The organism is Clostridium sp. KNHs205, from assembly GCF_000702945.1.
Taxonomy (GTDB): Bacteria; Bacillota; Clostridia; order Lachnospirales; family Lachnospiraceae; genus Anaerocolumna.
Genome location: NZ_JNLE01000003.1, coordinates 2,696,512 through 2,722,009, shown reverse-complemented (window position 1 = coordinate 2,722,009; position 25,498 = coordinate 2,696,512). Strand labels below are relative to the sequence as shown.

Here is a 25,498-nt window from a genome sequence, read left to right as displayed (position 1 = left end):
TCAGGAATTTTTTACCCACATATATTTTCCTTCACTTATAAGTGGAATTTATATATCTCCCAACCTTTTACTTCTCAGTATTAAATAGGCTTAAACTTTAAGTGTTCCCGTATTTGATCAGCGGTGAAAAACTTAAACCGGCATATATTTTCTCCTTATAAATATCTTGTAATGCAATTATTTTTTTACTATACTATAACAGTAATATTTATCAAAGGACATACTACACAGTAATAATTTCCCATTTAATAGCACATTTCAGCCAACGCCCGGAGGTTTTATGCCATACATGAAATTAGGTTATTTTACTGATGATGAGAGTTTTCCATTTTTCATACAATACGGATATCATGACGAGGATCTGTTCATTCATACACATGAGGATTTCTTTGAACTGGTGATCGTACTGAACGGGAGTGCTTCACATATTGTAGACGAAGAGAAATTCCATATCAGTAAAGGAGATGTTTTTGTTATTGGAAATAATACTGCCCATGGTTATCAGGATACTGACAATTTCCGTATCTGTAATATTATGTTTCGTCTGGACAGTTTGTTTCCCGGTAATTATGATATTACCCGATCGGCAGGTTTTCATGCTCTGTTCCTATTGGAACCCTATGTTTCAAAAGAGTATAAATTCTCCAGCAGACTTAAGCTGATGCAAAAGGATTTTGACAGAGTATGTAAAATGGTTGATATGATGAATTCAGAATATCAGAATAAGCAAGAAGGCTGGCGCACCTTTCTCCAATCCAGCTTTATGACACTGGTTGTAATACTGTCCAGATCCTACGACTTTAAGGACGACTTTCATAAAATGGATATTATCAATATTGCCAAAGCCATATCCTACATCGAAAATCATTATAACGAAGATATCTCCATCCAGATGCTGGCTGGTCTCTCACATTATTCAGAGCGGCACTTTATAAGGGTTTTCCGGGATACATATCATACAACACCAATGAATTACATTATTTCCTTAAGAATACGCAATGCATGCCTCCAATTAAAGGACAGCAGCCTTTCCATTAGTGAGATAGCTCTAAGATGCGGCTTTAATAACAGCAATTATTTCAGCCGCATCTTTAAGCAGCAGATGGGTATTACACCGACAAGGTACAGGGGTTAATTTACAAATAGAAATACAATGATTACCCTGGCGTCAATCTGCCGGATTTGCTCTCCGGTAAGCAGAAAGACTCACCAGTCTGTACCTTTAATTATGATTCTATCAGCAATCCAAGGCTCCAGCTCCCAACTTCTCCATTATTTCAACTTCCGCCTTCTCACGGGGCATCTCAAGAGCCAGCGATATCTCATCCGTCAGAGTATTCCTGATAAGGTCTAAATATTTCTTATCTAGTGCAGACATCTTTCTATTGCCTGTATTTTTTTCAATTTCTCTCAGTTTAAGAGCTTTTAATATCTGCAATAATTCAAAAAAATTATTCAACTTTAAGGCTTCTCTGTATATTGGCTCACTTCTCTTGTCATCGTATATATCAATAGTATCCAACTCGGGAATATCATGTATAAAATTCATGGCTTCTTCCTTTGAAATTACCTCCCGCATCCTCACCTTATTATTTTCCACTGGTGTATAGATAGCACTGCCCTTAGAATGTAAAGGCTCCAGGGTATAATATACCTTATCTCTGTCAAAACCATCTCCCTTAAGATATCCCACGCTCTTAACTTTGCATATTCCGGTCAGCCCGTAGACAATATATTGATCGCTCTGAAACATTTATACCTCCCCTTTCTCCTGTTTAAATAATAGTTCTATGGTTGAGATAAAGCCTTTAATCGCACTGTGACTTTTCCTTTATTTACTTCTGATTTCATGTCTCCTATTTCAAACATTAATACCTCCTGTTCCTAGGGAAATCATAAATCATTAATTGTTTTACATTAATCTATTTTAACACAAAATTTCTCTTAATGTCAGTAAATTTTTGAATACGCAATTTATTTTCAGCATTTTCCCCTTGCCAGGGTCCAGTATTTTTGTGTAATTTTACTTACGAATAATTCACTATTTCTTTCTCCGTTATGCTTTTACTTATAAGCTGATATAAGTTAAACCATGAATTATCCTTAAGCAAAAAGGCCAGCAGAAAATTCTATCCAAATAAAAAGGATGATTATCGCATAAATGCGTAATCATCCTTCAACTATTATTTACAGACTTCAGTTTCTATCTTTCATCCAATTCAAACTTCTTTACTGCAAAATCATATTTATCCAATGTCAGATTCTCAATTTCTCTGGGTTCAGTGGAAAAATTCATAACGAAAGTATATCTTTCTGCACCAACCTTACGCTCTTTTACCATAACATCTTTTACAAAATCAGATTTCACAATTCTTCTGATATCGTTTGCTTCAATCAGCTCCGCTTTTTCTAGACTACTATCGTTATCAAAACCTCCATTTTTACAGGTATAATCCCATCATCCGCTGTAAAGGTCAGATAATACGGCTCTTTTTTCAATGCTGCTTCTGTTGGTGTCCATCTAAAAACACATGGCTTACCCGGCACAAAGGAGGCTGAATCAAAAGCTGCCCCTTCCGGTAAATTACTTACCTGCAAGGTCATGGGTGTTGAGATACCTTTGACACTATAGTCTTTCACAGCACGGGATTCATTGTATATCTTTCCGTCGGTCTCCAAAAGAGAGACCTCGTAAGCCGGCTGTCTGGCTATGACCTCAAACACAAGCTCCTGCCCTACTTGAATAGTTTGTTCCGGTACCGGCAGAAAAAACGGACGGTATACGGTTTGGGGCAATGGATAGTTGGCAGTTTTAGAATCATAGTTATAGCCATTCTCTGTGCTTGCCGCTGTTTCATAGTTGTACAGACTGTCTTTTGGCGTACCCGGCGCCGGAGCAGTAACCTGAACCTGCTTAACAGACAGAGTGCTGTCGATTTCCACTTCCTCAACAGTGGTTATGTGATAGGGATAATCCGGCACATATTCAAGCCCTGCAGGACGTTTATAATTGTTTGTAACACATACGACTTCTTCTTTATCCTCCCTATGGTCCCCACGAATATTAAAGGCGGAACCCCCGACAACATCATCCAGTACGATAGGATATCTGCTGTCTTCCACGAGATAATGCAGAGTAAGCTTAGACATATGCAGATTCTCAACATGGCGGGCATAAAGGCCATAAGCAGGCAGAATCCCCCAATTGCTGGGCTCCGGATAAACCTCCGGCAGTTCCGGCACATTAAAAGGCGCCTCCTTCCAGGATTTCTCTTCCGGATCCCATTCTGCTCTTGGCAGCAGTCCTTCGTTTTTTAAGAAAAAAGTATTTATTAGCCACGGCAGAGATTGAATGCTTCTCTTTCCTTTGTTGTATGAATATTCCCAATTGGTATTTACCTGACGTTGTTCCACAGCCTCACGAAGAGTGAAGCCTCCCCTGTATTCAACTGTAATATTCTCAAGAGCAATGTTACGAAGTCTGCTGCCTACCACTCCCATCAGTTCAATGGGATATCTTGGATCAGCATTTTTCACTGAGATACCTCGGATAACAATATCATGCACCGATGCGATTCCCCTGCTTCCGCAGGCATTGGCATAAAGGGGCAGTTCACCTGACGCTAATTCACGGTCATAGTCAGATATGTATTGCAAGGTATCCAGATCATACTTAAGGGCAAAGAATCTTCCCTCTTCTTCATGATAATTTGCTGTATTTAACAGGCAGGGTTCACCCTGGTCTACGATTTCAAAGAAGGAACAGCCATCTGCGGTGACACTATGGGTTCTATTATATGCAGGCAGATATCTTCTTGCCGGATATACGGAGTAATTGTCCTTCGCCGGAAGAATCCAGCTGGTGTTATTCAGTCGTACATTTGGCTTGGAATCTGCTGCTGTGATAAGCTCTTCCTCTGACGAGTTACCCGTAACCGGATAACGCCCCCTGTCACCTGCCCTGATAAAAATCGGTGAACTGCTTACATCTTCCATGGTGGAATCCTCAAAAAGAATATTGCTCAGATCAGACCCGTCCACTGCTTCCAGCGCAAAACCCCGGGAGCGTTTAAACTGTACCCGCCGTACCGTTACACAATCATAGCCGCAGGTAGATTCCGTTCCTAGCTTGACTCTTGCTGTGGGGCCGCATCGATCCGTAGCTACCAGCTTATCTTTAGTAAAGGTTCTGTCATAAACGGAACCCATATCATAACCGCTGACCGTACAATCCTCAACTAAGACATTTTCCAGACGCAGGAAAATACCTCCACCATAGGAAGCCTTTAATACAATGGCATCATCTGTCAGGGAGTTGAAGGCAGAATTCCGAATGGTTACATTCTGGCAGCAATCCACATCCAGGGCATCTCGGTTGGTATCTACTAAAACCTGTTCAATCAAGAGGTTGGTTACACAGGTTGCTATTATGGCAAAATGTCCACCTGCCAGAAGAGAGAAATCACGAAGCACCACATTCTTGCACCGGCAAAGGGCAATTGCCTTATTCCCGAACCATTCACCGCGGTGTCCGGCCTCTGTACGCTTCCCCGGTTCCGGTGGATCTCCTCCCATCAGCACATGCTCAAGTTCCCCCTTGTCATTTAGAAAGCTGCCATCAATTAGCCCTGGTCCATAAATCATGACATCCTGAAGATCACTGCCATAAATAAGGCTATTCCGAAAATAGGAATGTCCATGATCCTGCAGTCCTGCATAAAGATTAATTTCCGGCTCACCATAATTGCCGCCTTCCCCTTCCTGTAGTTCATAGGAATTCTTTATTTCTGTCTTGGCAGCATGTAAAATACTTCCTTCACTTAAATAGATATTCACACCGCTCATAAGAACGATGGTATAGACTCTGTAATCCCCTTTGGGAACAATTACAGTCCCTCCTTCTATGGAGGCCTCCCTTATTGCTGCATTTATGGCAATGGTGTTGGTTACAGGGGGCATATCTGTACCTGCACCATAGGCGCAGATATCAAATTCACGTTCTTCCTTCTTCAGATAATTCCTGTCAAAGGGACATCCTGTGGCTTCTTTTATAGCAAACATATTTTTTCTGTACAGCAATATCCTTGGTAACTACGGCCATACTCTCCTTCCTTCAATTATCTATAGTATTCATTTCCTTATATATAATTTTTCTATATTCACTACACTAATGTGCAGTAATAAGTTATTTTACTAATTATAGCAAAAAGTAATTAATTTATCTCTTCATTTTCTTTCACATAATAAGCATCTACGACCATCATGAACTTACCTTAATATTTAGCTTCCTCTCGTAAGCTATAGGAAGAATGGCTGTTGCATAATAGCACAAAAACAGGAAGAAGCTCTGTGACCTTCCTGTACACTGCTTAAAAGACATGTGCCACAATTTTGTTCAGTATCGTATATTTTTACGATTACTGCTTACAAAATCGGTAGTATGTCTTTCAACCGGCGTGCGGGAATGGCAAAGGGCTTCTTCCTAAAACACAGGCTATGATGCAACCGCCTCTCCATTTTATTTTCAGAATCTCTTTTGTAAATATTCTAGTATTTCATTTTCTCCAAAATGTGGTACAATCAGCTTTATCCTGTATATTAAATTCTATTATTTTCTCAAGCAATCCATAATCCACTTCATTATCCCAGGTTATTCGTATAAGTCCGTTGGTATAGCTATAACCAGCCTTCTCAATTTCAGCTGTAAACTTGGTTATTGCAGGCTCCTCAGGAGCAACTGCCATGTGCTTTTTAGCCACACTAAAGCCTATAATAAATGTTCCATGGTCAGTGAACATGGGCTGATTCCATGCAACTTTGGTTTCCAGGGTTGGATATTTCCCACTTACCCATTGAAGAATTTCTACTACCCGGGCTTTTTGCTCCGGATTATCAATTTTTGATATAAACTCCGCAAAAGCTTCCATTACGTACCCTCCTGTTTTTATCTTTTGTCTATTATTTCTTTTATTATCTTATTTATACTCCCTGGACTTTTAACTGAAATAATCAGCTAACAACTCCTCCTTTTTATCAAGAAGTATACTTTTCTCAGGGATATTTTTATTCTTGAGATATTTAATAATATCTCTTAGAAAATTATCGCTACCAACCAGATAATAGTAAGCATCTTTATTCTCCGAAATCACATTCAGAATTTCATAAAATTCATTTCTGTTTTCTGCAAAGTATTTTTTCAGCTTTGGGTTATGCAGCTGATCCAGTTCAGCTTTATATATAAAATCTCCGGAGGAATCAATATTAAGGCTGATCAGTTCCCTGATACCTGTCTGGTCCTTAATAAAACTTTTTATCAAGGGTCTCATGGTTGCAATTCCAACTCCCATTGAGACTAATACTACTGTTTTTTCCTCTCTTCTTAGATACATTCTTGAACCGATCTTAAAGAGAACCACTTCATCCCCTGCCTGCAGTCCCGATAATTTGTCTTTAAACTCTGAGAATGGGGGATATACTCTGGTCGTAAAGCCTATTTTGTTATCTTCCGGCAAGGTTATAATTGACATATGGCGGACCCAGGCTTTGTTCGGTGTCTCTCCTTCATCAAATCCCAGCATACCAATATGTGTATGGGCACCTTCCAACCATGTAAAGTCTTCTGGTTTATCAAGTATAAAAGTTTTGGTTCCGTGCGCTTCCTCTATGATATCTGTAATCTTAACCTTGTATTTAACCATATGTTATTTCCTTTCTGAAAGCTCGACAGCTAACGAACCTTAGTTAGCTTGTATTTGAAAATGCTTCTCATTAATATTTCTTATAGTAAGTATAAACCAAATCAGAATATAATCAAGCAAAATATTTTATACTATTTGATTGTACTTAATTCAGGTTGAACTATTTTGTCTCAGCACAAAAAGAAAGTGTTATATTAGTTCTTCAATCTCTGGAAGATATGCCGGATATCCAAGTTAAAATCCCTGTATTATAATATCCGTAATCTCCTGTTTAATTGAACTTACTAATACAACACCCTCTATTATTATAATTATAACATATGACAAATAGATTACTCAATAATATAAGCGCTCACAATCTCACCGTAATATGCCGTATGATAATCTCTATTAGCACCGTGGAAGGTACTGTCAACATCCTGAGGATAAAATCTTTTATTATTTTCTTCCGTTATTTCCTTCGCCTCCTGTTTCTGTCTGTATACAATCTTGCACTCTAATGTCAAAGGAAGTTCCTTGATGGCAGGAACAGAAATAACAGCCGGTTCCTCCAGTGTCAAATTAAGTTCTTTCGCTTTATCAACTGTATGACCTGACTTTGTGCCGCATACACCCAGAATCTTTTTATCGAAATCACCAAAAGGAACATTAATCGTAAATTCAGGATTCTTATCCAGTTGTTGTTTGGTAAATCTGTTTTCTCTGACAAATACAGTAAATATTAATTTTCCCCATTCAATTCCCAGGGTACCCCAGGATATAGTCATGGAATTTACTTTCTCCTCTGCTTTTGTTGTCAGTAACACACCACTTTGCACTGCCTTCATAATATCATTTGCGTAGTCTAATACCTGTATTTCCTTTTTCATCGTACAGCCTCCTAGAAAGATTATTTCCTATATGATAACCTTATGTGTCCATGAATACAAGTATGTACTTATTGGTGAGATACTAACTAAAAGGATAGTGTAAGCCTACTGCTTCTCATACCAGGGCAATCTTTCCAATGGCGCTTCAACTATTTGAACACAAGGGCCATATACTTCGCTCTGGTCATCGCCTATCCATTTTCCTTCGGGGAAGATGACTCTTTTTGTGGTGGCTCCTTTTTCCAGAACTGGCGCTACCAGGATATTATCCCCTAACATAAACTGATCATTGATTGTCTCATAACCATTGCCAGGAAATACATATTCCAGGTGTCTGATAATAGGCTCTCCGGTAACTGCTGCTGCTTCTGCCAGCTTAAGGATTCTTTCACCAAATCTCTCATGAAGCTTAGCCATCTCCACACATATAGTAAGGTGCATTTCATCCAGCACTCTCCAGGGTGCAACAGAGAACTGCATCATAGGAAACAATGCGGCACATTGGGCGTTACGGACAATAAGCTCTCTGTCCAGATTTTGGCTGTTTTCGAGAAAATTCATATATTCTCCTCCGCCAATCATATCAGGACAGGTAAAGGCATAACCGAGAATACCCTGTATTAACCCATTGGGAATAAGGCTTCCAAGGCCTCCCTCCGGCTTCCAGCTGTGATTCTTATCGCTAAGTCTCTGAGCCAGGCCTTTTCCTCCCATCTTCCAGCAGGCACGGTATTCATTAAGAGAATAGTTACAGCCTACCTGTGCCCAAATCTGGGAATATTCCAAACCATTAATGGGTTTATAACATACGAAATTCTCCTGAAACTGATCCAGATCACCGGCATCGAACTTATAGCCGTCTACTCCATAGTCTTCCATCAGCTGCTTCAGTTTATCATTGAACCAGCCAACTGCCTGCTCATTGGTAAAGTCTATCATTGCACTGTATCCGTTCCACCAACGGGCAATTGCAGGCAAACCTTCTGTATTTTTCACCAAATAGCCTTGTTTTTCAAGGTATCTTGAGGTAAGGCTGTCTGCACTTACAAGATTGCATACCCACAGCATAACCTGAAACCCCATCTTATGCAGGCTGTCAATCATAACCTTAGGGTCCGGAAAACGACCGGGGTGAAAGTTCCAAACTCCATAATCCTCCTGCCAGTTGTCATCAATAATCAATACACCCGATGGCATCCCATTATCTAATACGGATTTGGCATAGTCTAATACTTTCTGCTGGGTTGGTTCATACATCATCTCAATCCAGGTATTGTATTGAGGTGCGGTAAACATCAGCGGAGCCGGATATGTTCCATCTGCGGGAAAGTAATTTTTAGAAGCATGAAGAAAAGCTCCTCTAAGGTTTTCATGTCCTTCACTGACCTCTATTGCTCTTTCTTTTCCTGATACAACAAGCTTCTTCTTATCAAAACTGTAAGTATAAGGCTCCTCACTCCAAACATAGCGTCCTTTTGAGGATATAAGCAGAGGAGTGCTTTGGTTTGCTTTCTGCTCCATAGATAAATCTCTGCTGAATTCCGTGTCTTTCACAGGCATGAATATACCATCCTGCACGATTCCACCCCACCAATATTCGTTTTCTAATATTTCTAAGTTAACGTTGTACATAATACAGTCTCCTTTTTAATAAAGTCTCTTTTGCAATATAGTCCCCTTTGCAATATAGCCTCCTTTGCAATATAGTCCCCTTTGCAATATAGTCCCCTTTGCAATATAGTCCTCTTTGCAATATAGTCTTCTTTGCAATATAGTCTTCTTTTGCAATATAGTCTTCCTTTGCAATATAGTCTTCCTTTGCAATATAGTCTTCCTTTGCAATATAGTCTTCCTTTTTAACATTTTTGAGTTTGTATCTATATGGAAATTTACTACCTAAAGTTTTAAATACATGTAACTCAATTTCTATATAACTCCATATATTGCGCCAAATAATTTATATAACCTTTGGAATTAAACATCTGGAATACCTTGTTTTTATGCTATATAATATATATTATCATCGCATTTACACTAAAACAACGGTAATATAATGTGTCAGGAGGGTAATATATTGTTGAATATAGATAAAGATTTCATGCACAAGTCTTTTGGGTATCGTTATTTAATAGGGCCACAAACACCACCTGTACAGCTTCACTCTTTCGGCTGGCAGATACAGTCCTCTCCTTCTTATTTCTTTGATGGCAGGAAAAGACCTGACGAAGCAGGTAATTGCATCTTTCAATACACCCTGTCGGGAAACGGTATTATTCAGGTGGATGGACAAACACACAATTTGCAGGAAGGCACAGCTTTCATCGCTGCCATACCCAGTGACCATCAATATTATCTGCCCGAAACTTCCAAACAGTGGGAGTTTGTCTTTATAACCTTATACGGCTCACTTCCGCTTATGGAATGGACGAAGTTGCAGGAGACACATGGTTGTGTAATTCCCTTTCATAAAGACGACGAAGTGATAAAATTTCTTTTTGAAACCTATTGGAAGGCTGTTAACAATGAAATCAAAGATGGCTATGACACTTCCTCCATTGGGTATGAATTTATCATGAAATTAAATAGAACTTTAAACCACCCTGCTGCGAAGGATTTGACCAGCAATAACCAAATAGATGCCTCCATCCGGTTTATGCTAAATAATTTTCACAGGGATATCTGTCTCGATGATATTGCAGATAACATACAGATGTCTAAGTATCATTTCAATCATACCTTTATGAAAGCTATAGGCATTACTCCCTGGAACTATCTTACGAAACTCAGAATAGAACATTCGATCAAACTGCTGGTAACCACAGACTATAATTTAGAAGAAATATCTCATCTGGTAGGTTATACAAGTGCTAATTACTACAATAAAGTTTTTCATAAGTATGTGGGCATATCACCGGGCAAATTACGAGAAAAATACCGCGGTGTGAATCTTGAGGTGAACCTATGAATACCTCTAAAAACCTGGTCTATAATGATTTACTGAGACAGCTTCGGCTGTCTTTTTTTACACTCTAAACAAATTTAAAGCTCAATAATGACAGTCTTTATTCTAACCATAATTATTACACTTGGGTTAAGGTTTTATAACATTTACATTCCCAGTATAATGTGATACTATGTTTGAAGAAATTTACACATTATTAATTTAGGGTAATACATATAACGGTGCGCTTATGAAACAGGTTAAATATAAAAAACAACTCATACTTTATCTACTCCTAGGATTATTCTGCCTCTTTTCCATCCTGTTTGTTAATAATAATTATGCTTATTACAAAGAGACTCTTGTTAAAGTAACAAAAGTTCAATTACTGGAAGAAGAAAAGACAACCGATTATTACGGAAATAAAGATATTACGTATATCCAACTCTTAACTGGCAAAATCGTAAACGGCGATTTTATCGGCAAAGAAGTGAAGCTAAAAAACCAATATACCTATTCCGGTGCTGCTGACAATAAATATAAAGTTGGAGATAAACTCTTTATCTCTCTGGATAACAAAGACAAAGCACAATTGACAGGGACTATTAAAGGCCTGAAACGAGATTATTATCTCGTATTAATGGCCGTATTATTTATCGTATTTATCATAGCAGTCGGCAAAAGAAAAGGTCTGTACTCTTTACTGACTTTATTATTTAATATCGTTCTCTTCTCTTTTGTCATGGATTTGTATAGGAAAGGTATCAATCTGCTGTTTATCTGCAGTGTCGTAGTGATTATTTTTACTGTTTTGTCCCTGCTGCTTGTCAGTGGTTATAACAGAAAGACATTTACAGCTATTCTATCCACCTTGCTCGGAACCTTCATTACCCTACTCATAGCATATACCGTAATGAAGCTGACAAATGAAAAGGGAGTAAGATATGAAGAGATGCAGTTTCTTACAAGGCCTCCCCATGAAATATTTATGGCCGAGATACTGGTAGGCTGCCTGGGGGCAGTTATGGATGTTGCCATTACAATTTCTTCCTCCATCCACGAACTTTGTGAGAAAAGTCCTGACATATCCACAAAAGCCCTCAAAGAGTCCGGAATGGAAATCGGAAAAGATATTATGGGAACTATGGCAAATGTATTATTTTTTGCCTATGTAAGCGGCACAATACCAATACTGCTTGTTTACCTAAGAAACAGTTATCAAGTCGGTTATACCTTTAGTATTAATCTTTCCCTAGAACTGATACGGGCACTGACAGGAGGCATCGGAATCGTTCTTACTATACCCATATCTTTATACCTATCTTTGTTTATACGACAAAGGTTCATAAAAGCTTCATTATAAAAACAATCGGACTGCTAAGCTTAAAAAAGACAGCCCCCAGCTTATCGCATTGTTTTAGCATTAACATAAAACGAGAAAGGAACCACTGCCAGGGTTAGGGTAAATAAAGTGTATTAGACACTTCTTACCAGCCATCCTAACAGCTTGATTAAGTATTATGAATGTTATTATTATTTTAGCTGCTATTCTTTTTATCTTAATGAAATTAATCGGAAAAGAAAAAGGCAGCAGGTCTTTTCTATCACTAATTATAAATTTTTCAATCCTTTTTATTAGCATCCTACTGATTGCTCATAATCTCAATGCAATCCTTGTAACTATATTAGCCTGTATCTTGGTAAGCTCTTTTACTCTTTTTTATATTAATGGAATAAGTCGTAAGACCGTTGCTGCTTTCCTCTCGGTTCTCCTTACACTGGCAGGAATGTTCCTGTTAATTTATATTATGGGCAGTATAACCAGAATACAAGGTTTCAGCGAAGAAGAATTCGAGGAAATCAGTCTGTACACACTTACCATAGGTATTGATTTTAATAAGATTGCTGTCAGTACCATAATTATGGGGTTAATTGGTGCAATTAATGACACTGCCATCTCCATCTCATCATCCATGAACGAAATATTTCTTCATAATCCTACTATCACCCGAAGGAATCTATTTCTATCCGGGCTAAACATCTCAAGAGACATTCTTGGAACTACGACTAATACCTTATATTTCGCATTTGTGGGCGGCTTTATGGCTTTGATCTTATGGATGAAAGATCTGGATTATTCCTTTGGCACCATTATGAATTCAAAGGTCTTTTGTGCTGAGATCATCTCCATATTATGTAGTGGTCTTGGTGTTACCATAATTATACCGGTAACTGCCGGAATAACTGCTCATATTTTATTATCAGAGAAAGCTTCCAAAAGCCTTTCAAAATACGTACACTTATTATTTAATCATAAGAAAAATTGATAACCCGGTATTACTGTTTCTCATATTAGAGCTTAACATAAGGATTTACGAATTGCCCATGTTTCTTTGTATTCTTACCATACTGGATTGCAAATTTCGGACATCGGTGCAGGCATGCCAGGCAGAGTGCACAGCGTTCCTTCACCCACACCGGTTTCTTACCCTGCAGCTCTATTGCATCTACCGGACAGTTCTTAGCGCACAGACCACATCCTATGCAGGAATCCTCCACTTTGAATTTCTTAGTCCTTCTGGCTGTTCCATACAGTTTATAAAAAACCCCTCCAATGGGCGGTCCCTTTTTCTTATTGAAATCTCCTGTAATTTCTCCCTTTATTTTTTGAATTGCTTCAGCAATCATAATATCTGCTGCCTGAGTGTCCTTACGGTTTTTTTCACTGTCCGACAAATCAAAGACCGGTGTCCAGGTATCAACCATCTGAACCATAAATTTACCGTTTAAGGTAATTCCTTTTTTCATTAAGGCTTCCTTCATCATGATCTGTGCTTTTCCATTAAGAGTGCCAAAGGTTACAATATGATACACATAATGTTTGTCTGTCTGCTGCAGCTCTAACCTCTCCAGGAAATCCAGTACCACTGTAGGAAGCCCCCAGAAATAAACCGGAGTAACAAACCCTATTTTCTCCCGGCTCTGCAATTCAAAGCGATACTTATTTTCTTTTGAACATTCTGTAATAGAGATAATTCTGTCATTTGTTGCCTCTGCCAGCTTCTGGGCTACGTATTTACAATTACCCGTTGCTGAAAAGTAAAATATCATAGTTATTCTCCTCTCCTCGAAATAGGACAAGCGCATAAATTTAGACACTTGTTTATATTCATTTATTATGATATATTGTGAATTAAGTTATATCAAGTTTCATATTTCACATACTGTCTAAACTTAGACAAATTTGAATATCTGCAAGGAGTAAAAGTGAAAGAAAATAATAAATCGAAAGGATGCCACGTGGAGATTCTTTCAATCTTTTTTATTTGTGGCAGTATCGCAGGCAGGCCTGCGATATGTAAGGGTATAAATTATGAAAATCGACATAAATAAAAGATTAACCCGTGGCTCCCAGCGAACCCTGGCTGCATTTTCGGCAACTCTGTTAGGGTTACTTAGTAACAAAGCTTTTGAAGAAATTACAGTCAATGAATTATGCGAAAAAAGCAGTTACCCAAGAGCAACCTTCTATAACTATTTCGAGGATAAGTATGATTTATTGGGTTACTGCTGGTATTGTCTCGTAGAAAAGATTTTTATAAAAGACCATGAATGCCATAACCCTGAAGAGAATTTATTCGGACTGTTTGATAGAATCTACGATTTCTGTCTTGAACATATTACAGGCTTAATAAAAATTCTCAAATATAACACAAAAGAAGGTATTATGTATAATCATTTCCGTATGTATATGAATACCAGTACACGAGAAATCTTTTATCAATGCTCCCAAACCAAACCCTGTAAAATCCCCTATGAAATACTGGCCGATCATTACAGTAATACCATATTGCTGATATTGGAGTGGAGTTTCCTAAAAGAAAATACCTGTTCCAAGGAACAGGCACATTATTATTTAAATTATCTGGTAGCAGCCTTATAATTTCGATAATATGATTAAGTCAATATAAGTCTTATCGTCACTTAACTGTATACCTATATTCTATTTCAATTTTTTTATAGGCAGCCATAATTTAAAGCCTGACGGTTCACCTCCTGACTGAAACCACTCCTTTGAAAATACATGCTCTTCGTAGTAAGGCCTAACTTGTAATTCAAATTCATACTCCGGTGTATCTTTGATGAATTCCATCATTATCTCATAAGCTTTCATCATTGATGCACCTATATCAAGTAATCCCTTTTCGTCGAATTCATTAAGAGCTACATCACCGACAAGAAATAAACCTTTCGGTGCATCACAGACATCAGCACCTTTAAACTTCTTATGGCCTCCTTCTTCCTCAAGCAAAAACATACAGGAAAGGTATTCATGCTTACCTTCCTCTTCTCCAGTATGGTGCTCTTCACCGTCAGGATGATGCCCTTTGGGAGCACAACCGATATACCTTCGTGCAGTAAAATCACTTAAATTCTTAACACACCAGTTTCTCATCTGGGTCCACGCAACTTCCTCCGGCGCCTGACAATTCACAAAAAATTGGACAATCCGCTCATGTCCATGTTCTTCAATTTTTACTAATGGTTTCGTGCTCATACATAAATTTCCTCCATTTATTTTAATCTGAAGTGAGATCTTGGGATAATCAGAATAAATGCCTGTTTTTCGCACGCCGGTGGGGGCGGAGCCCGTGAAAAGCTTGAAATGCACGTGAAAAAGCAGCCGGTGACTCATAACCATATTTTAATGCAATATTGATGACTTTTTCATTACTCTCAGTTAGCTCACGAGCTGATAATGCCATTCTTCTGCATCGGACATATTCCGATAATGTTATATCCGTTGCAAAGGTAAACAGCCGTTGAAATCCAGACAAAGAACAACAGGCTATCCGTGCCACTTTTTTATAATCAATCTTTTCACCTATATGTGCTTCAATATAGTCAATTGCACTATTCATTTTATCAAGCCATTCCATTGTATCACCTCGTTTTAAATATAACATATAAGCAGAGAATTCACTTTGCAGTAAACCGCCAGTACTGCAAAGTTATAATGATGATTTATAAATATTGGAGTATCATATAATGACATTTACTTTCGTATTACTATTTTTGCATTAATTATTTTTGCATTAATTATTTTTGGGTTAATTATTTTCAAACATTTTACATTATATACCAAATCAAATAATTTCACCAGATGTCTATCTTATTTATCTCTTCATAATAAACTATTACTTATTATTTTCCTAATATTGACGGAGCAAAAAATCTATGCTATCCTATTGACGTGATAACATGAATTTAAGAGGTGACGCAATCCGGCACACTTGATATTGCATAATCAGTAATATAAGTGAGAACGTGGAAAAGACGAATAAAATCATAACCGAATAAGAAAAACAGACTGTTTTGCAGCAGTTTATTTTCTTTGTCCAAAATATGATTTTCATTCTTCCATCCACGCACCTATTTCAAATACCAGAAAGCTGTGGATAATTCCACAGCTTTTTTCATGTTATCACAGAATAGAACCATGGTAATTTAGACTAAAAACAAAAGACGCTTTTTCAAATGCACATTAAGATATATCAAATCGAAGATCTGATATTCACGAAAGGAATTCTTATGTATCAAAAATTAATAGACCTACTCTCAAAGAAACCTGAGCTATACGAACCAAGTACTGCAAAATTCTGGGACGATGAGCATATTTCCAACGAAATGCTAAAAGCCCATCTTGATCCCAGTTGGGATGCCGCTTCCAGAAATCACGCTTTTATAACAAGATCAGTGGACTGGATTACACAGATAGCACCTCCTTTACAATATACGAAGTTACTTGATCTGGGCTGCGGTCCTGGACTATATGCGGAAAGATTTTGTAAGAACGGGTATGGAGTGACCGGGATAGACTACTCACACCGTTCAATAGCTTATGCCCGCAGCAGTGCATTGCAGAATGGCTCCGATATCACTTATATCTATCAGGATTATCTGGAGTTATCCTTCCAGGAGGAATTTGATGTCATAACACTTATATATTGTGATTTTTGCGTTATGTCTGAGAATAATCGAAAAGAATTATTAAAGAGAATATTTAAAGCATTGAAACCAGGGGGTAAATTCATTCTTGATGTAACTGCTCCCAAAGCATATGAAGGGAAATCCGAATCCCGGGATTGGTTCCAGCAGGAAAGTGGCTTCTGGAGTGCCAAACCCCATGTATGTATCAGCTCCCATTCTATCTATCCTGAAGATAATACCAGGCTTAATCAGACTGTTATCATTACAAAAGATAACATGGAATGCTATAATATCTGGGATCACATCTTTACAGAAGAGGAACTTAGAAGGGATTTAAATACTGCTGGCTTTTATAATATAGCTTTATACGGAGATATAGCAGGGGCCGATTATAATCCAGAAAGTAAAGTAATATGTGCGGCAGCCACAAAGGAGGTAATGCAATGGAATTAAGTACTATTATAAAGACAAGAAGATCTGCCCGCAGCTATAAAACTACTGCCATACCAGAAGACATTCTGAAAGAAATGCTGGAAGCTGCAAGACTGGCACCTTCACCCGGCAATTCACAGAGTACTTACTACGGAGTAATACAAGCTACGGAGATAAAAGAGAAGCTTGCAAGAGCAGCCGGAAATCAGATGTGGATTGCACAAGCTCCTGTTGTATTTGCCTGTTGTGCCGATTTAAGCTGGGATATTGCTGAACAAACAGATGGGGATTTTGGACTTTTAGTAAACAAGCTACGTTTTAACAATGACTTTATAGAGTATTTATGTGAATATCCGGATAGAAAAGCCAGAACTACCTTGTTTGAAAATGCTGCCCCTTTAATCGGTGCAGAGCATATTATTCTAACCGGAACAGCCCATGGCCTTTCCGCCTGCATAGTAGGTTTTCTGGATATCGCAGAAGCTAACAGGGTTTTGCAGCTTCCGGAACATATTACCTGTTTATACCTGCTTCCCGCAGGATATGCCGCAGAGGCACCCTGTGACAAGAAAATAAAGGAGTTAGAGGACATCGTATTCTATGATTATTGGAAATAAGTTCCCACTCAAACTCTTACGAGATTTCCAGGAATTTAGAGCAGACTGCTAAGCCTTTTCATTGCGAAACAGCCTGACAGATGATAAAATAAGTTATCATTACATTTTTATTTCTATATGATTATTACTCTATTGAAAAGGAGCTCTTATGAGAGACGTAAATACCTTCTCATTTGATTCATTACGTTGTGTCGGTTTTGGATATAAGCCAGCTGATTTACATCGTTGGGGTCCGGGTGTTCGTGATTTATATGCATTTCATTATATAATTTCCGGCAAAGGATATTATATGGTGAACAAGGTCTGTCACCAATTGCAGGCAGGAGAAAGCTTTCTAATTTTTCCGGATACCGAGGTGTATTATTATCCAGAGGAACAGGATCCGTGGGAATATGTCTGGGTGGAGTTTCGAGGGGATGAGGTAAAGGAATTAATAGATTTAACCACTTTATCTGTTAAGTGTCCGGTAACACAACCCCTTTCACCTGAATGCCCCATAGAGTGGAGAAATCTATACCATATTCCTGAAGCCTACCGAATAAATCGTTTTGAAATTGAGCGCGGCAGTGCAAGACTTCGTTTATTACTTTCCTATTATATAGAGTACTTTCCTAAAAATCAGTCCTCCGTAACTTTTGATTATGTCAAAGCTACAAAACATTTTATAAAATCAAACTACTGGAGAACTGAGTTAATGATTTCAGATATAATTCAGCATGTAAATATTGACCGCACTTATCTTTTTCGATTGTTTAAACAAGCAACTAATCAATCGGTGCATCAATATCTTACTGCTTACCGAATCAAAAAGGCTTGTGAGCTGCTTTATCATTCTGATCTCGAGATAAAGATTGTAGCTTATTCTGTAGGTTATGCTGATCCCCTGTATTTTTCCAAAATCTTCAAACGCATAACCGGTGCAACGCCAACACAGTATAGAATTGAACGAATATTGAACCAAAACTGTTTATCCTCATCGGAATAGCACGCAATTGCCGGATTCTCTATAATATTGAATCCGGCTTTTTATTGCTTCACTGCTACAGGATAACTTAACAGAAAGACAATCGATGCAATAGAATACTGAAGTTGTTCTTGAAATCAGCTTAAAGCAAATTGCTTTTTCATCCTCTGAGAGTTTTACTCCGCAGTCTTTACAGTAGTTCCATTCAGACATAATCACACCAGCTTTGCACGTACTACTAAGCAGTCATGTGCCGGAACGACTGCCGCAAATCGTTCCTTGTAAATTCCAAGTTCTTTATGGTTCCAGCAATCAAATAAAGACAATGCCTTATTGCTTGCTGAAGGTATCCCCATGTCCCAAAATTGTACAGCGAGTTCCTTCTGTCCATCACTCAGATTAAAGAGGCCTATGGCTATATCTCCGTCTGTCAGCACCTTGACCAAAATAAAACATTCCTCTGCATTAAACCATTGGGGTTCCGCCTGAAGCCGATATGCTCCTCTTGACTCTGCATCCTGATTAATACGGATAATCTCTGGGTTCTGTAGAATATCTTTTGTAATCTGGCTGGTATTGCGAATATCGCAGCCAATCATCAGAGGAGACCCCATCATACTCCAAAGGGAAAAATGTGTCTTATATTCCTGATCAGTACATCCGCCGACACTCCCAATAAAGCTGCTGTTACTGCCCCCATACATACCTACAGTCAGCATATCCATGTCATTATGGCAAAAGGTACTCGTAAAGCATTCTTTATCCAACTGGCTGACAGCTATTTTCTTTATGGATTCCCAATTATCCCTGATATCTTCCGTAGACCTGTACATATGTGCACCGGATTCTCTAATCCATTGATACACATTATCGAATCCCCAGTTGCAGGCAGAAAATAAGATGTCTCTGTTGCAATTCTTAAGTGCCAGGCTCATTCGCTTGTAAAGGAGTTCTCCCGACATATGGCGGGGCTTAAAGCAATAATCATACTTTAAAAAGTCCACTCCCCAGGAAGCAAAGGTTTCTGCATCCTGAAACTCATGTTCAAAGCTTCCCGGAAACCCTGCACAGGTATGTGTTCCGGCGCAAGAGTACATGCCAAATTTCAAACCCTTCTCATGTATATAATCAGCTAATGCCTTCATTCCCCCTGGAAACTTTTTAGGATCAGGAACAAGTCTTCCCTCTGTATCCCTCTCTTTCAGACTCCAGCAATCATCAATTACAATATACTCATATCCTGCATCACGATACCCATCTCTAACCATACAGTCTGCCACATCCCGTATTAATTCTTCGTTAATATCCCAGGTAAACGTATTCCAGGAATTCCATCCCATGGGCGGGTTAAATCCCAGCATCTTTTCCATATTATTATCCTTTCTGCTGCTTTTATGTTTACATTACAATCAGTAGAATATATCAGATAAATAATAAAAGGAATTGTATTATGTTGTTATTACATGGATATTTGTTGTTTTAGGAATTCTTATTAATACAATCAATCATTTTATACAGTGTGGAACAGAAACTTAGGTTTATTCCTTTAACTCTGTCTCGCCGAGTACATAACTCAGAATCATTTTAACAGCTTTCTCAGAGGGATTTGAACCGTTTATTATTAAATCTGCCCTCCATTTGGTTGGTTCAACATATTCGTCATGTCGATACCGAACCAAATCCAGATAAACTTCTGAGATCTCATCAAAACTTAAACCCCAATTCATCACTTAAGGTAGATTTACCGCTGGCGCTGCTACCGGCAATACCGATTATATATGGCTTTTCAAAATATACTCCTCCTGAACAGGATTTGGTTACAGCGCTCCATCTCCTAAAATACTGTCAGACATAAGTACTGCACTTAAGAATGCCAGTCCCAGCCCTTGTCCCCAGCCCTGAATCCATTTTACAGAGATATTCTGATAACCTTCTCTATCCTTCATAACTGCAGTTCCACCGGATACATTCATCAATCGGCCATCGGGAGCGATGTTCTTAAGTACTCCCTGTAAGGCTCTTTGTATATGTTTAATATGAAGAGGATTCCCTTTCCAGATCATAGCAGCAGCTATACCGGCAGAGGCAGATAATTCTTCATAGGTTTCTTCATCGTTTAGAATCGTCCTCCAGAGTCCCTGTTCTGTCTGAAGCAGCTTAAGAGCGGATAATTGCTCATTAAGACTTCCAACTATCTCAAGATATTTCGGATATAGGTAACATTCCGACAGAATTTTACCTACCCGGCTCATGGTATAGGCTGCCCAGCAGTTAGCCCTTCCCCAATAAAAACCTGACATATGGTCTTTCTTTATATTGTTATACCCATGATACCATAATCCGCTGTTCTCATCCTGCAGATACTGTATGTGCCAGTAATACTGATTCAGGGCATCCTCTATCAGTGCTTCCTCCTTTTCCATTACTCCTACTCTTAACAGGAAATATGCTGCCATAAATAAAGTATCAGCCCAGCATTGTTCCGGAAAATCATTCTTGCTGGATACCGTATGCTGAAGTACATTATCGCCAAAGCGCAGGGCTTTGTGGCTTAAATACTCCACCTTTGATTTAATAAGGTCCATATATTTCTCTTCGCCATACTCCTGATACAAGGTAATAAGGCAATGTCCCATAGCACAGGTATTAACTGTCCAGGTGGGAAGTCCAATGTCTATTAATTCATCAATTCGTTCTTTCAGAAATTCTATATACTCTTTATTTCCTGTAGTTTCATAGGCTGTAGCCAACCCGTAATATGCAACTCCACATGGCCAGTCCCAGGACATGTCCATTCGTTTGGTTCGCTCAACTATTTTATCAATTGCACCAAGTATCTCCTCTTTATCATAGATCAGTTTTCCCATAATATACCTTCCTTTAGTTGTTATGATATTTATTCTACAGGAAACGTACAGGCCTTTTCAATTGTTATTTTCATTTTTTCTGCCAGATTTCAACCTAATTTTATTGTCAAGCTTCTTCCCATCTACTATATATTCTTCAAACACTTCAGCCATATTACACCAAAGCCAAACTATAAGTAGCTTCATATTCAAGAGCTGATTAATTACAAAACTACACAAATAGTAGATTAACAGAAGTTCAAGATCCATACTAATATTTAACCCCAAAGGGGTACCTATGAAATGTTTCGTTCATAGGTACCCCTTTTTTCAGATGATTTATATTAGATAAAAGATTAATAGTAATATTCAGGAATATTTCAGATTTATTTTCAAATTAAGTTGTTCTAAATTTAATTTATTTCAATTATATTTTGTATTGATTTTCGGCTAATAATATTATATAATATTGTTATAATTTCCCTGCAGCTGCAGAGCTTACTCATGGATGTGATTTCTGAACACTGAAAAAACAATAAAGGAGTTGATAGTAATGTGGTGGTTTTTATTAATAATTGTATTCGTAGCAGGTTACACAATCTATTATAAAGTATCTATGAAGAAATATCAGGAAAGCGGATTAATGGAGGAACATAATTCCGAGTTGAAAGAAGAAATCAGGAAACTCCTGGAATTAGAAAGCATCAATCTGTCAGACAGACTGTTTGTCAACGGCCATTTCACCAGGCAAACAAGCTTTCTTCTGAACAAAACTACTTATTATTCCTATGTTCTGGTATTTGATGTTAATAACAGTCCTATTATAGTTTACAGCTACCTTCCGGAAGAGAAGGAAATTCAGCTTGTAGGAGAATATCCCCTAAGCCAGATTAAAGCTATCCCCTATGGCTCAGTAGGGACAAATTATCTTTTCCATGACGAGACCGGGAAACAACTATTTTCTGTACAGACAGTAGCCGATGTACTGCCAAGTGCCTCAGAGTATCAGCTTAACTATAGCCAGCCCAAGGAGTACCAGGCACTTCGCAGCCGCTTTGGGTTAACTTAACAAAGGAGGAAATTATGACACCTCAGATAATTACTTATATTGTGTGCTTTATTACTTTAGGGTATTTAGCTGTTAATCTGTTTTTATACCTTAGACACAAAAATAACGGCAGCGGATTTACTTTTCGCCCTGTTTACCTTATCGTTACCCTGATCGTTTTTCTCCTTTCCGTTTATGCAATAGCTACGGGCCAGACCTACGATGATATCGTAACGAAAATCAATGATATGTTCTAATATTTTGCCCCATTATATTTGTATTTTATGAACAAATATGACCATTATTAATGGAAGCAAATTAAAACCTAAGAAATATTACAATAGAAAGCTTTAGTAAGTGCAAAGATAACCTTGAAGAAACCGTATGGCTTTCAGGTATATATACAGAAAGCCATACGGTTATACTTTTATTCTTTAATTTTTTTACAGCAGCTCTTTGCTTTCTTAATTGAAAATCCCTAAGTATTCTTATACAAATACTGCACTTTGATGAATTTATTTCTTGCCTGCTATTCTGATAATATAACCTTCCCCTGCCAGAAAGTCTGACAGCCATCCGATAGCATCAGTTGAATATCTCCTGCCTCCATTGTAAACTCCATAAACTCATTCCAGCTTGAGAGCTTTTCTTCATCCAGCTGTAAGACAGCTCTTTTTGTTTCTCCCTTATTAACCCAGACCTTTGTAAAGCCTTTCAGTTCTTTTACGCGCCTTATGACACTGGACTGCAGATCCTTTATAAAAAGCAGTATCAGTGCATAACCGTCATAATTACCGTTGTTGGTTATATTAACTTCCACTTCTATGCAGCCCTTTTTCATATCATTAAGCGTCAGTCCTATACTTTCACTATCTGAGCATTCTATCTGCTTCTTATCCTTTAGACAGTTGTCTGCTCCACCGCAATCTATTGCATACTGATACTTAAGCTTTATGTTGCTGTAATGAAATGTTGTATAGGATAAACCATAGCCAAAGGAATAAAGTGCTTTATCTGGTATATTCGAATAATTCATGGCATTATAGGAGTCTTTATAATTATAATAAACCGGCAGCTGTCCCACATGCCTTGGCAAAGATACTGGAAGATGCCCCGAAGGACAGGTCTCTCCAAAAAGTACCTCTGCTATCGCCTGCCCACCTGCTATTCCCGGATAAAAGGCACATAGCAGTGCCTTGGAATACCTGTTTACCTCCGGTATGGCATAAGGACGGCCCTGAACCAGGACAGTGATAATTGGTTTTCCTGTTTGCGCTATTGCTTCTGTCAGCCTGTCCTGCAGACCTGGCAGGCTTAATACTGCCGAATCGATTCCTTCACCACAGTCCATATCCAGGCTTTCACCTAATTTTGCTGCACCGTTTGCATCAAATTCAACCTTGGAAAACCTGCTGGAGGATCCACCCAGAACAAGTATTGTATAATCGCAAGCCTTTGCTAACTGAACCGCCTCTTCAATATAGTCTTCCTCTTTCCTGATTAAACCACAACCCTTTGAAAACCTAACGGTTATATCGTCTCCGTGGTTCTTTAGGAATTCTTTAATCCCTTTTAATACAGTAATTCCTTCTCCCTCCCGTACCGGGGGTGTATAATCACCCAGTTGATGATAGATCTCATCAGCATTGGGTCCGATTACTGCAATAGAACCTATATTCTTTCTATCAAGGGGAAGAATATTGTCCTCGTTCTTTAACAGGCACACAGATTCTCTTGCCAATTGAAGTGCTTCCGGATGGTTCTTGTGAGAATATAATTTTGAGATATCTTTTTCTTCAATGTACGGATTTTCAAAGAGCCCCAGTTCGAATTTAAGCTTCAATACCCGAAAGACTGCTCTGTCAAGTTCTTCCATTGACAGAAAGCCATTATCATAAGCCTCTTCAAGTCTTGTAAAGCCTTCATCCCACAAGCTGACATCCACTCCTGCCTTTAACGCTATGGCAGCTGAACGGGCATTATTCCCTGTCATGACATCCAATCGGTCAATGGCCAGTCCGTCTGCCATGACTATACCGTCAAACCCCATCTCTTCCCTAAGGATTCCTGTCAGCAGCTTTTTATTACTATGACAAGGGATACCGTCTATTTCATTATATGCTGCCATAATTCCCTGTACCCCAGCCTGACAGCAGGCTTTTGCAGAAGGAAGATGGATTTCTCTTAGTTCCCTTTCTCCTATCCTTGCGGCACTGGCATTGATACCTCCAGTCCCTTCTCCCTGGGCACAGAAATGCTTTGCCACTGCGGCTATACCTGTACTTTGAATTCCCGTAACAGCAGCTTTTGCAAGCTCTCCGGAAAGATACGGATCTTCGCTGTAACATTCTTCACTTCTACCCCATCTGGGATCTCTTAAAACATCCAGTACAGAAATAAGTGCCAGGTGAACTCCCATATCCTTTAACTGGCTGCCGCAGACCTCATATGCCTTCCTTACAAGCTCCGGGTGAAAGGCTGCTCCTGCATTTAAGTTAACCGGCAGAAGATATCCGTCAAGAGCCTGATGTCCGTGAGGGCATTCTGTACTCAATAACATGGGTATACCAAGTCTTGAATGTTCCAGGACAAATTTTTGAATCTTATTATAGGTCTTGGGGGCCAGAACTCCGGTTAAGCCGTTCTCATAGGTTTTACCCGACCAGGGATCTGCCCGGTAAAGTCCATAGAGTACACCCAAACCTCCATAGTACTCTACTTCCTCTATGAGTTCTCTGCTTAATTCAACTTCATTTTCCCTTCGTTCATATACCTGAAATCCGTATAAATGCTGGTTAAGCTGACCTGCCTTTTCCCGTACTGTCATATGAGATAGTAAATCCCTTGCACGTTCTCTTGGAGAAAGGTTACTGTCCTGATATAAATATTTCATATTTTATACCCATTGCATATCGCAGGCCAAACTGCGATATTGCCACAAATAATAAGGAGTGAAAGAATCTTAACGTGGCAGCCTTTCTATTAATAATTTTCTTTCACTCTTCCTGGGACATGTTTGAAAACTGCTTGTGCCAAACTGAACATTCCGCTTTGCAGTAGACAAAGAGGATTTGGGAGGTATAGCGGGCTAT

At 38.6% G+C, this 25,498-nt stretch carries 24 protein-coding genes; 10 read left to right on the top strand and 14 right to left on the bottom strand.

The annotated features are described in order from the left end of the window. Positions 1-280 precede the first annotated feature (280 nt). Positions 281-1,135 carry an AraC family transcriptional regulator gene (locus BR73_RS0111375; protein ID WP_033165623.1) on the top strand — a complete coding sequence of 285 codons (855 nt, stop codon included), beginning with the start codon at positions 281-283 and terminating at the stop codon, positions 1,133-1,135. Positions 1,136-1,237: 102 nt separating this feature from the next. Here the strand turns inward: BR73_RS0111375 and BR73_RS0111370 are convergent, their stop codons facing one another. The 7 genes from BR73_RS0111370 to BR73_RS0111345 all read right to left on the bottom strand — a co-directional run bounded on the left by BR73_RS0111370 (position 1,238) and on the right by BR73_RS0111345 (position 9,199). Next, a complete protein-coding gene (locus tag BR73_RS0111370) occupies positions 1,238-1,753 on the bottom strand; it encodes a CarD family transcriptional regulator (protein WP_051685148.1) in 516 nt (171 codons plus the stop codon). Between the two features lie 450 nt (positions 1,754-2,203). Further along, complete coding sequence (locus tag BR73_RS28740; protein WP_156034699.1) at positions 2,204-2,368, bottom strand: Beta-galactosidase C-terminal domain; 165 nt, start codon at positions 2,366-2,368, stop codon at positions 2,204-2,206. Between the two features lie 41 nt (positions 2,369-2,409). Beyond that, on the bottom strand, positions 2,410-5,061 hold the full coding sequence (locus BR73_RS27400) for a hypothetical protein (RefSeq protein WP_156034698.1): 2,652 nt from the start codon (positions 5,059-5,061) through the stop codon (positions 2,410-2,412). A 494-nt stretch (positions 5,062-5,555) separates the two neighbouring features. Then, positions 5,556-5,927, bottom strand: coding sequence for an iron chaperone (locus BR73_RS0111360; protein WP_033165622.1), 372 nt, complete (start codon positions 5,925-5,927; stop codon positions 5,556-5,558). 69 nt (positions 5,928-5,996) lie between these two features. After that, positions 5,997-6,698, bottom strand: a complete 702-nt coding sequence (locus BR73_RS0111355) for an FAD-dependent oxidoreductase (protein WP_033165621.1) — start codon at positions 6,696-6,698, stop codon at positions 5,997-5,999. A gap of 332 nt (positions 6,699-7,030) precedes the next feature. Further along, positions 7,031-7,567, bottom strand: a complete 537-nt coding sequence (locus BR73_RS0111350; RefSeq protein WP_033165620.1) for a flavin reductase family protein — start codon at positions 7,565-7,567, stop codon at positions 7,031-7,033. Between the two features lie 105 nt (positions 7,568-7,672). Continuing rightward, on the bottom strand, positions 7,673-9,199 hold the full coding sequence (locus BR73_RS0111345; RefSeq protein ID WP_033165619.1) for a glycoside hydrolase family 31 protein: 1,527 nt from the start codon (positions 9,197-9,199) through the stop codon (positions 7,673-7,675). 442 nt (positions 9,200-9,641) lie between these two features. Here BR73_RS0111345 and BR73_RS0111335 point away from each other — a divergent pair, with 442 nt between their 5' ends. The 3 genes from BR73_RS0111335 to BR73_RS0111325 all read left to right on the top strand — a co-directional run bounded on the left by BR73_RS0111335 (position 9,642) and on the right by BR73_RS0111325 (position 12,835). Further along, positions 9,642-10,532 carry an AraC family transcriptional regulator gene (locus BR73_RS0111335; RefSeq protein ID WP_033165617.1) on the top strand — a complete coding sequence of 297 codons (891 nt, stop codon included), beginning with the start codon at positions 9,642-9,644 and terminating at the stop codon, positions 10,530-10,532. A gap of 226 nt (positions 10,533-10,758) precedes the next feature. Further along, entirely contained in the window at positions 10,759-11,871 is a 1,113-nt protein-coding gene (locus BR73_RS0111330) for a YibE/F family protein (RefSeq protein WP_033165616.1), read from the top strand. Between the two features lie 157 nt (positions 11,872-12,028). Continuing rightward, positions 12,029-12,835, top strand: coding sequence for a YibE/F family protein (locus BR73_RS0111325; RefSeq protein WP_051685146.1), 807 nt, complete (start codon positions 12,029-12,031; stop codon positions 12,833-12,835). Between the two features lie 25 nt (positions 12,836-12,860). On the opposite strand, the gene BR73_RS0111320 is transcribed toward BR73_RS0111325, so the two are convergent. Further along, positions 12,861-13,619 (bottom strand): EFR1 family ferrodoxin, encoded by a 759-nt coding sequence (locus tag BR73_RS0111320; protein ID WP_033165615.1) that lies wholly within the window; start codon positions 13,617-13,619, stop codon positions 12,861-12,863. Positions 13,620-13,881: 262 nt separating this feature from the next. Between BR73_RS0111320 and BR73_RS0111315 the strand changes: the two genes are divergently transcribed. Beyond that, positions 13,882-14,451 carry a TetR/AcrR family transcriptional regulator gene (locus tag BR73_RS0111315; RefSeq protein WP_033165614.1) on the top strand — a complete coding sequence of 190 codons (570 nt, stop codon included), beginning with the start codon at positions 13,882-13,884 and terminating at the stop codon, positions 14,449-14,451. Between the two features lie 60 nt (positions 14,452-14,511). On the opposite strand, the gene BR73_RS27395 is transcribed toward BR73_RS0111315, so the two are convergent. Continuing rightward, a complete protein-coding gene (locus tag BR73_RS27395) occupies positions 14,512-15,066 on the bottom strand; it encodes a hypothetical protein (protein ID WP_051685145.1) in 555 nt (184 codons plus the stop codon). Between the two features lie 49 nt (positions 15,067-15,115). Next, complete coding sequence (locus BR73_RS26775) at positions 15,116-15,448, bottom strand: AraC family transcriptional regulator (protein ID WP_051685144.1); 333 nt, start codon at positions 15,446-15,448, stop codon at positions 15,116-15,118. A 652-nt stretch (positions 15,449-16,100) separates the two neighbouring features. Here BR73_RS26775 and BR73_RS0111305 point away from each other — a divergent pair. From BR73_RS0111305 to BR73_RS0111295, 3 genes are all read left to right on the top strand, one after another. Next, on the top strand, positions 16,101-16,952 hold the full coding sequence (locus BR73_RS0111305; RefSeq protein ID WP_033165613.1) for a class I SAM-dependent methyltransferase: 852 nt from the start codon (positions 16,101-16,103) through the stop codon (positions 16,950-16,952). Then, positions 16,943-17,548 carry a nitroreductase family protein gene (locus tag BR73_RS27390; RefSeq protein ID WP_051685143.1) on the top strand — a complete coding sequence of 202 codons (606 nt, stop codon included), beginning with the start codon at positions 16,943-16,945 and terminating at the stop codon, positions 17,546-17,548. The genes BR73_RS0111305 and BR73_RS27390 overlap by 10 nt, the downstream gene beginning before the upstream one ends. 148 nt (positions 17,549-17,696) lie before the next feature. Next, positions 17,697-18,533, top strand: a complete 837-nt coding sequence (locus BR73_RS0111295; protein ID WP_033165612.1) for an AraC family transcriptional regulator — start codon at positions 17,697-17,699, stop codon at positions 18,531-18,533. A gap of 194 nt (positions 18,534-18,727) precedes the next feature. Here BR73_RS0111295 and BR73_RS0111290 read toward each other — a convergent pair whose 3' ends face one another. The 3 genes from BR73_RS0111290 to BR73_RS0111280 all read right to left on the bottom strand — a co-directional run bounded on the left by BR73_RS0111290 (position 18,728) and on the right by BR73_RS0111280 (position 21,379). Further along, complete coding sequence (locus tag BR73_RS0111290; RefSeq protein ID WP_033165611.1) at positions 18,728-19,882, bottom strand: glycoside hydrolase family 27 protein; 1,155 nt, start codon at positions 19,880-19,882, stop codon at positions 18,728-18,730. Between the two features lie 168 nt (positions 19,883-20,050). Further along, complete coding sequence (locus BR73_RS0111285; RefSeq protein WP_156034696.1) at positions 20,051-20,242, bottom strand: hypothetical protein; 192 nt, start codon at positions 20,240-20,242, stop codon at positions 20,051-20,053. An 87-nt stretch (positions 20,243-20,329) separates the two neighbouring features. Further along, positions 20,330-21,379 (bottom strand): glycoside hydrolase family 88 protein, encoded by a 1,050-nt coding sequence (locus BR73_RS0111280; protein ID WP_033165609.1) that lies wholly within the window; start codon positions 21,377-21,379, stop codon positions 20,330-20,332. A gap of 532 nt (positions 21,380-21,911) precedes the next feature. Here BR73_RS0111280 and BR73_RS0111270 point away from each other — a divergent pair. Continuing rightward, complete coding sequence (locus BR73_RS0111270; protein WP_033165607.1) at positions 21,912-22,427, top strand: hypothetical protein; 516 nt, start codon at positions 21,912-21,914, stop codon at positions 22,425-22,427. Positions 22,428-22,441: 14 nt separating this feature from the next. Next, complete coding sequence (locus BR73_RS0111265; protein WP_033165606.1) at positions 22,442-22,663, top strand: hypothetical protein; 222 nt, start codon at positions 22,442-22,444, stop codon at positions 22,661-22,663. A gap of 272 nt (positions 22,664-22,935) precedes the next feature. Here the strand turns inward: BR73_RS0111265 and BR73_RS0111260 are convergent, their stop codons facing one another. Beyond that, positions 22,936-25,299 carry a glycoside hydrolase family 3 N-terminal domain-containing protein gene (locus BR73_RS0111260; RefSeq protein ID WP_033165605.1) on the bottom strand — a complete coding sequence of 788 codons (2,364 nt, stop codon included), beginning with the start codon at positions 25,297-25,299 and terminating at the stop codon, positions 22,936-22,938. Between the last annotated feature and the right edge of the window lie 199 nt (positions 25,300-25,498).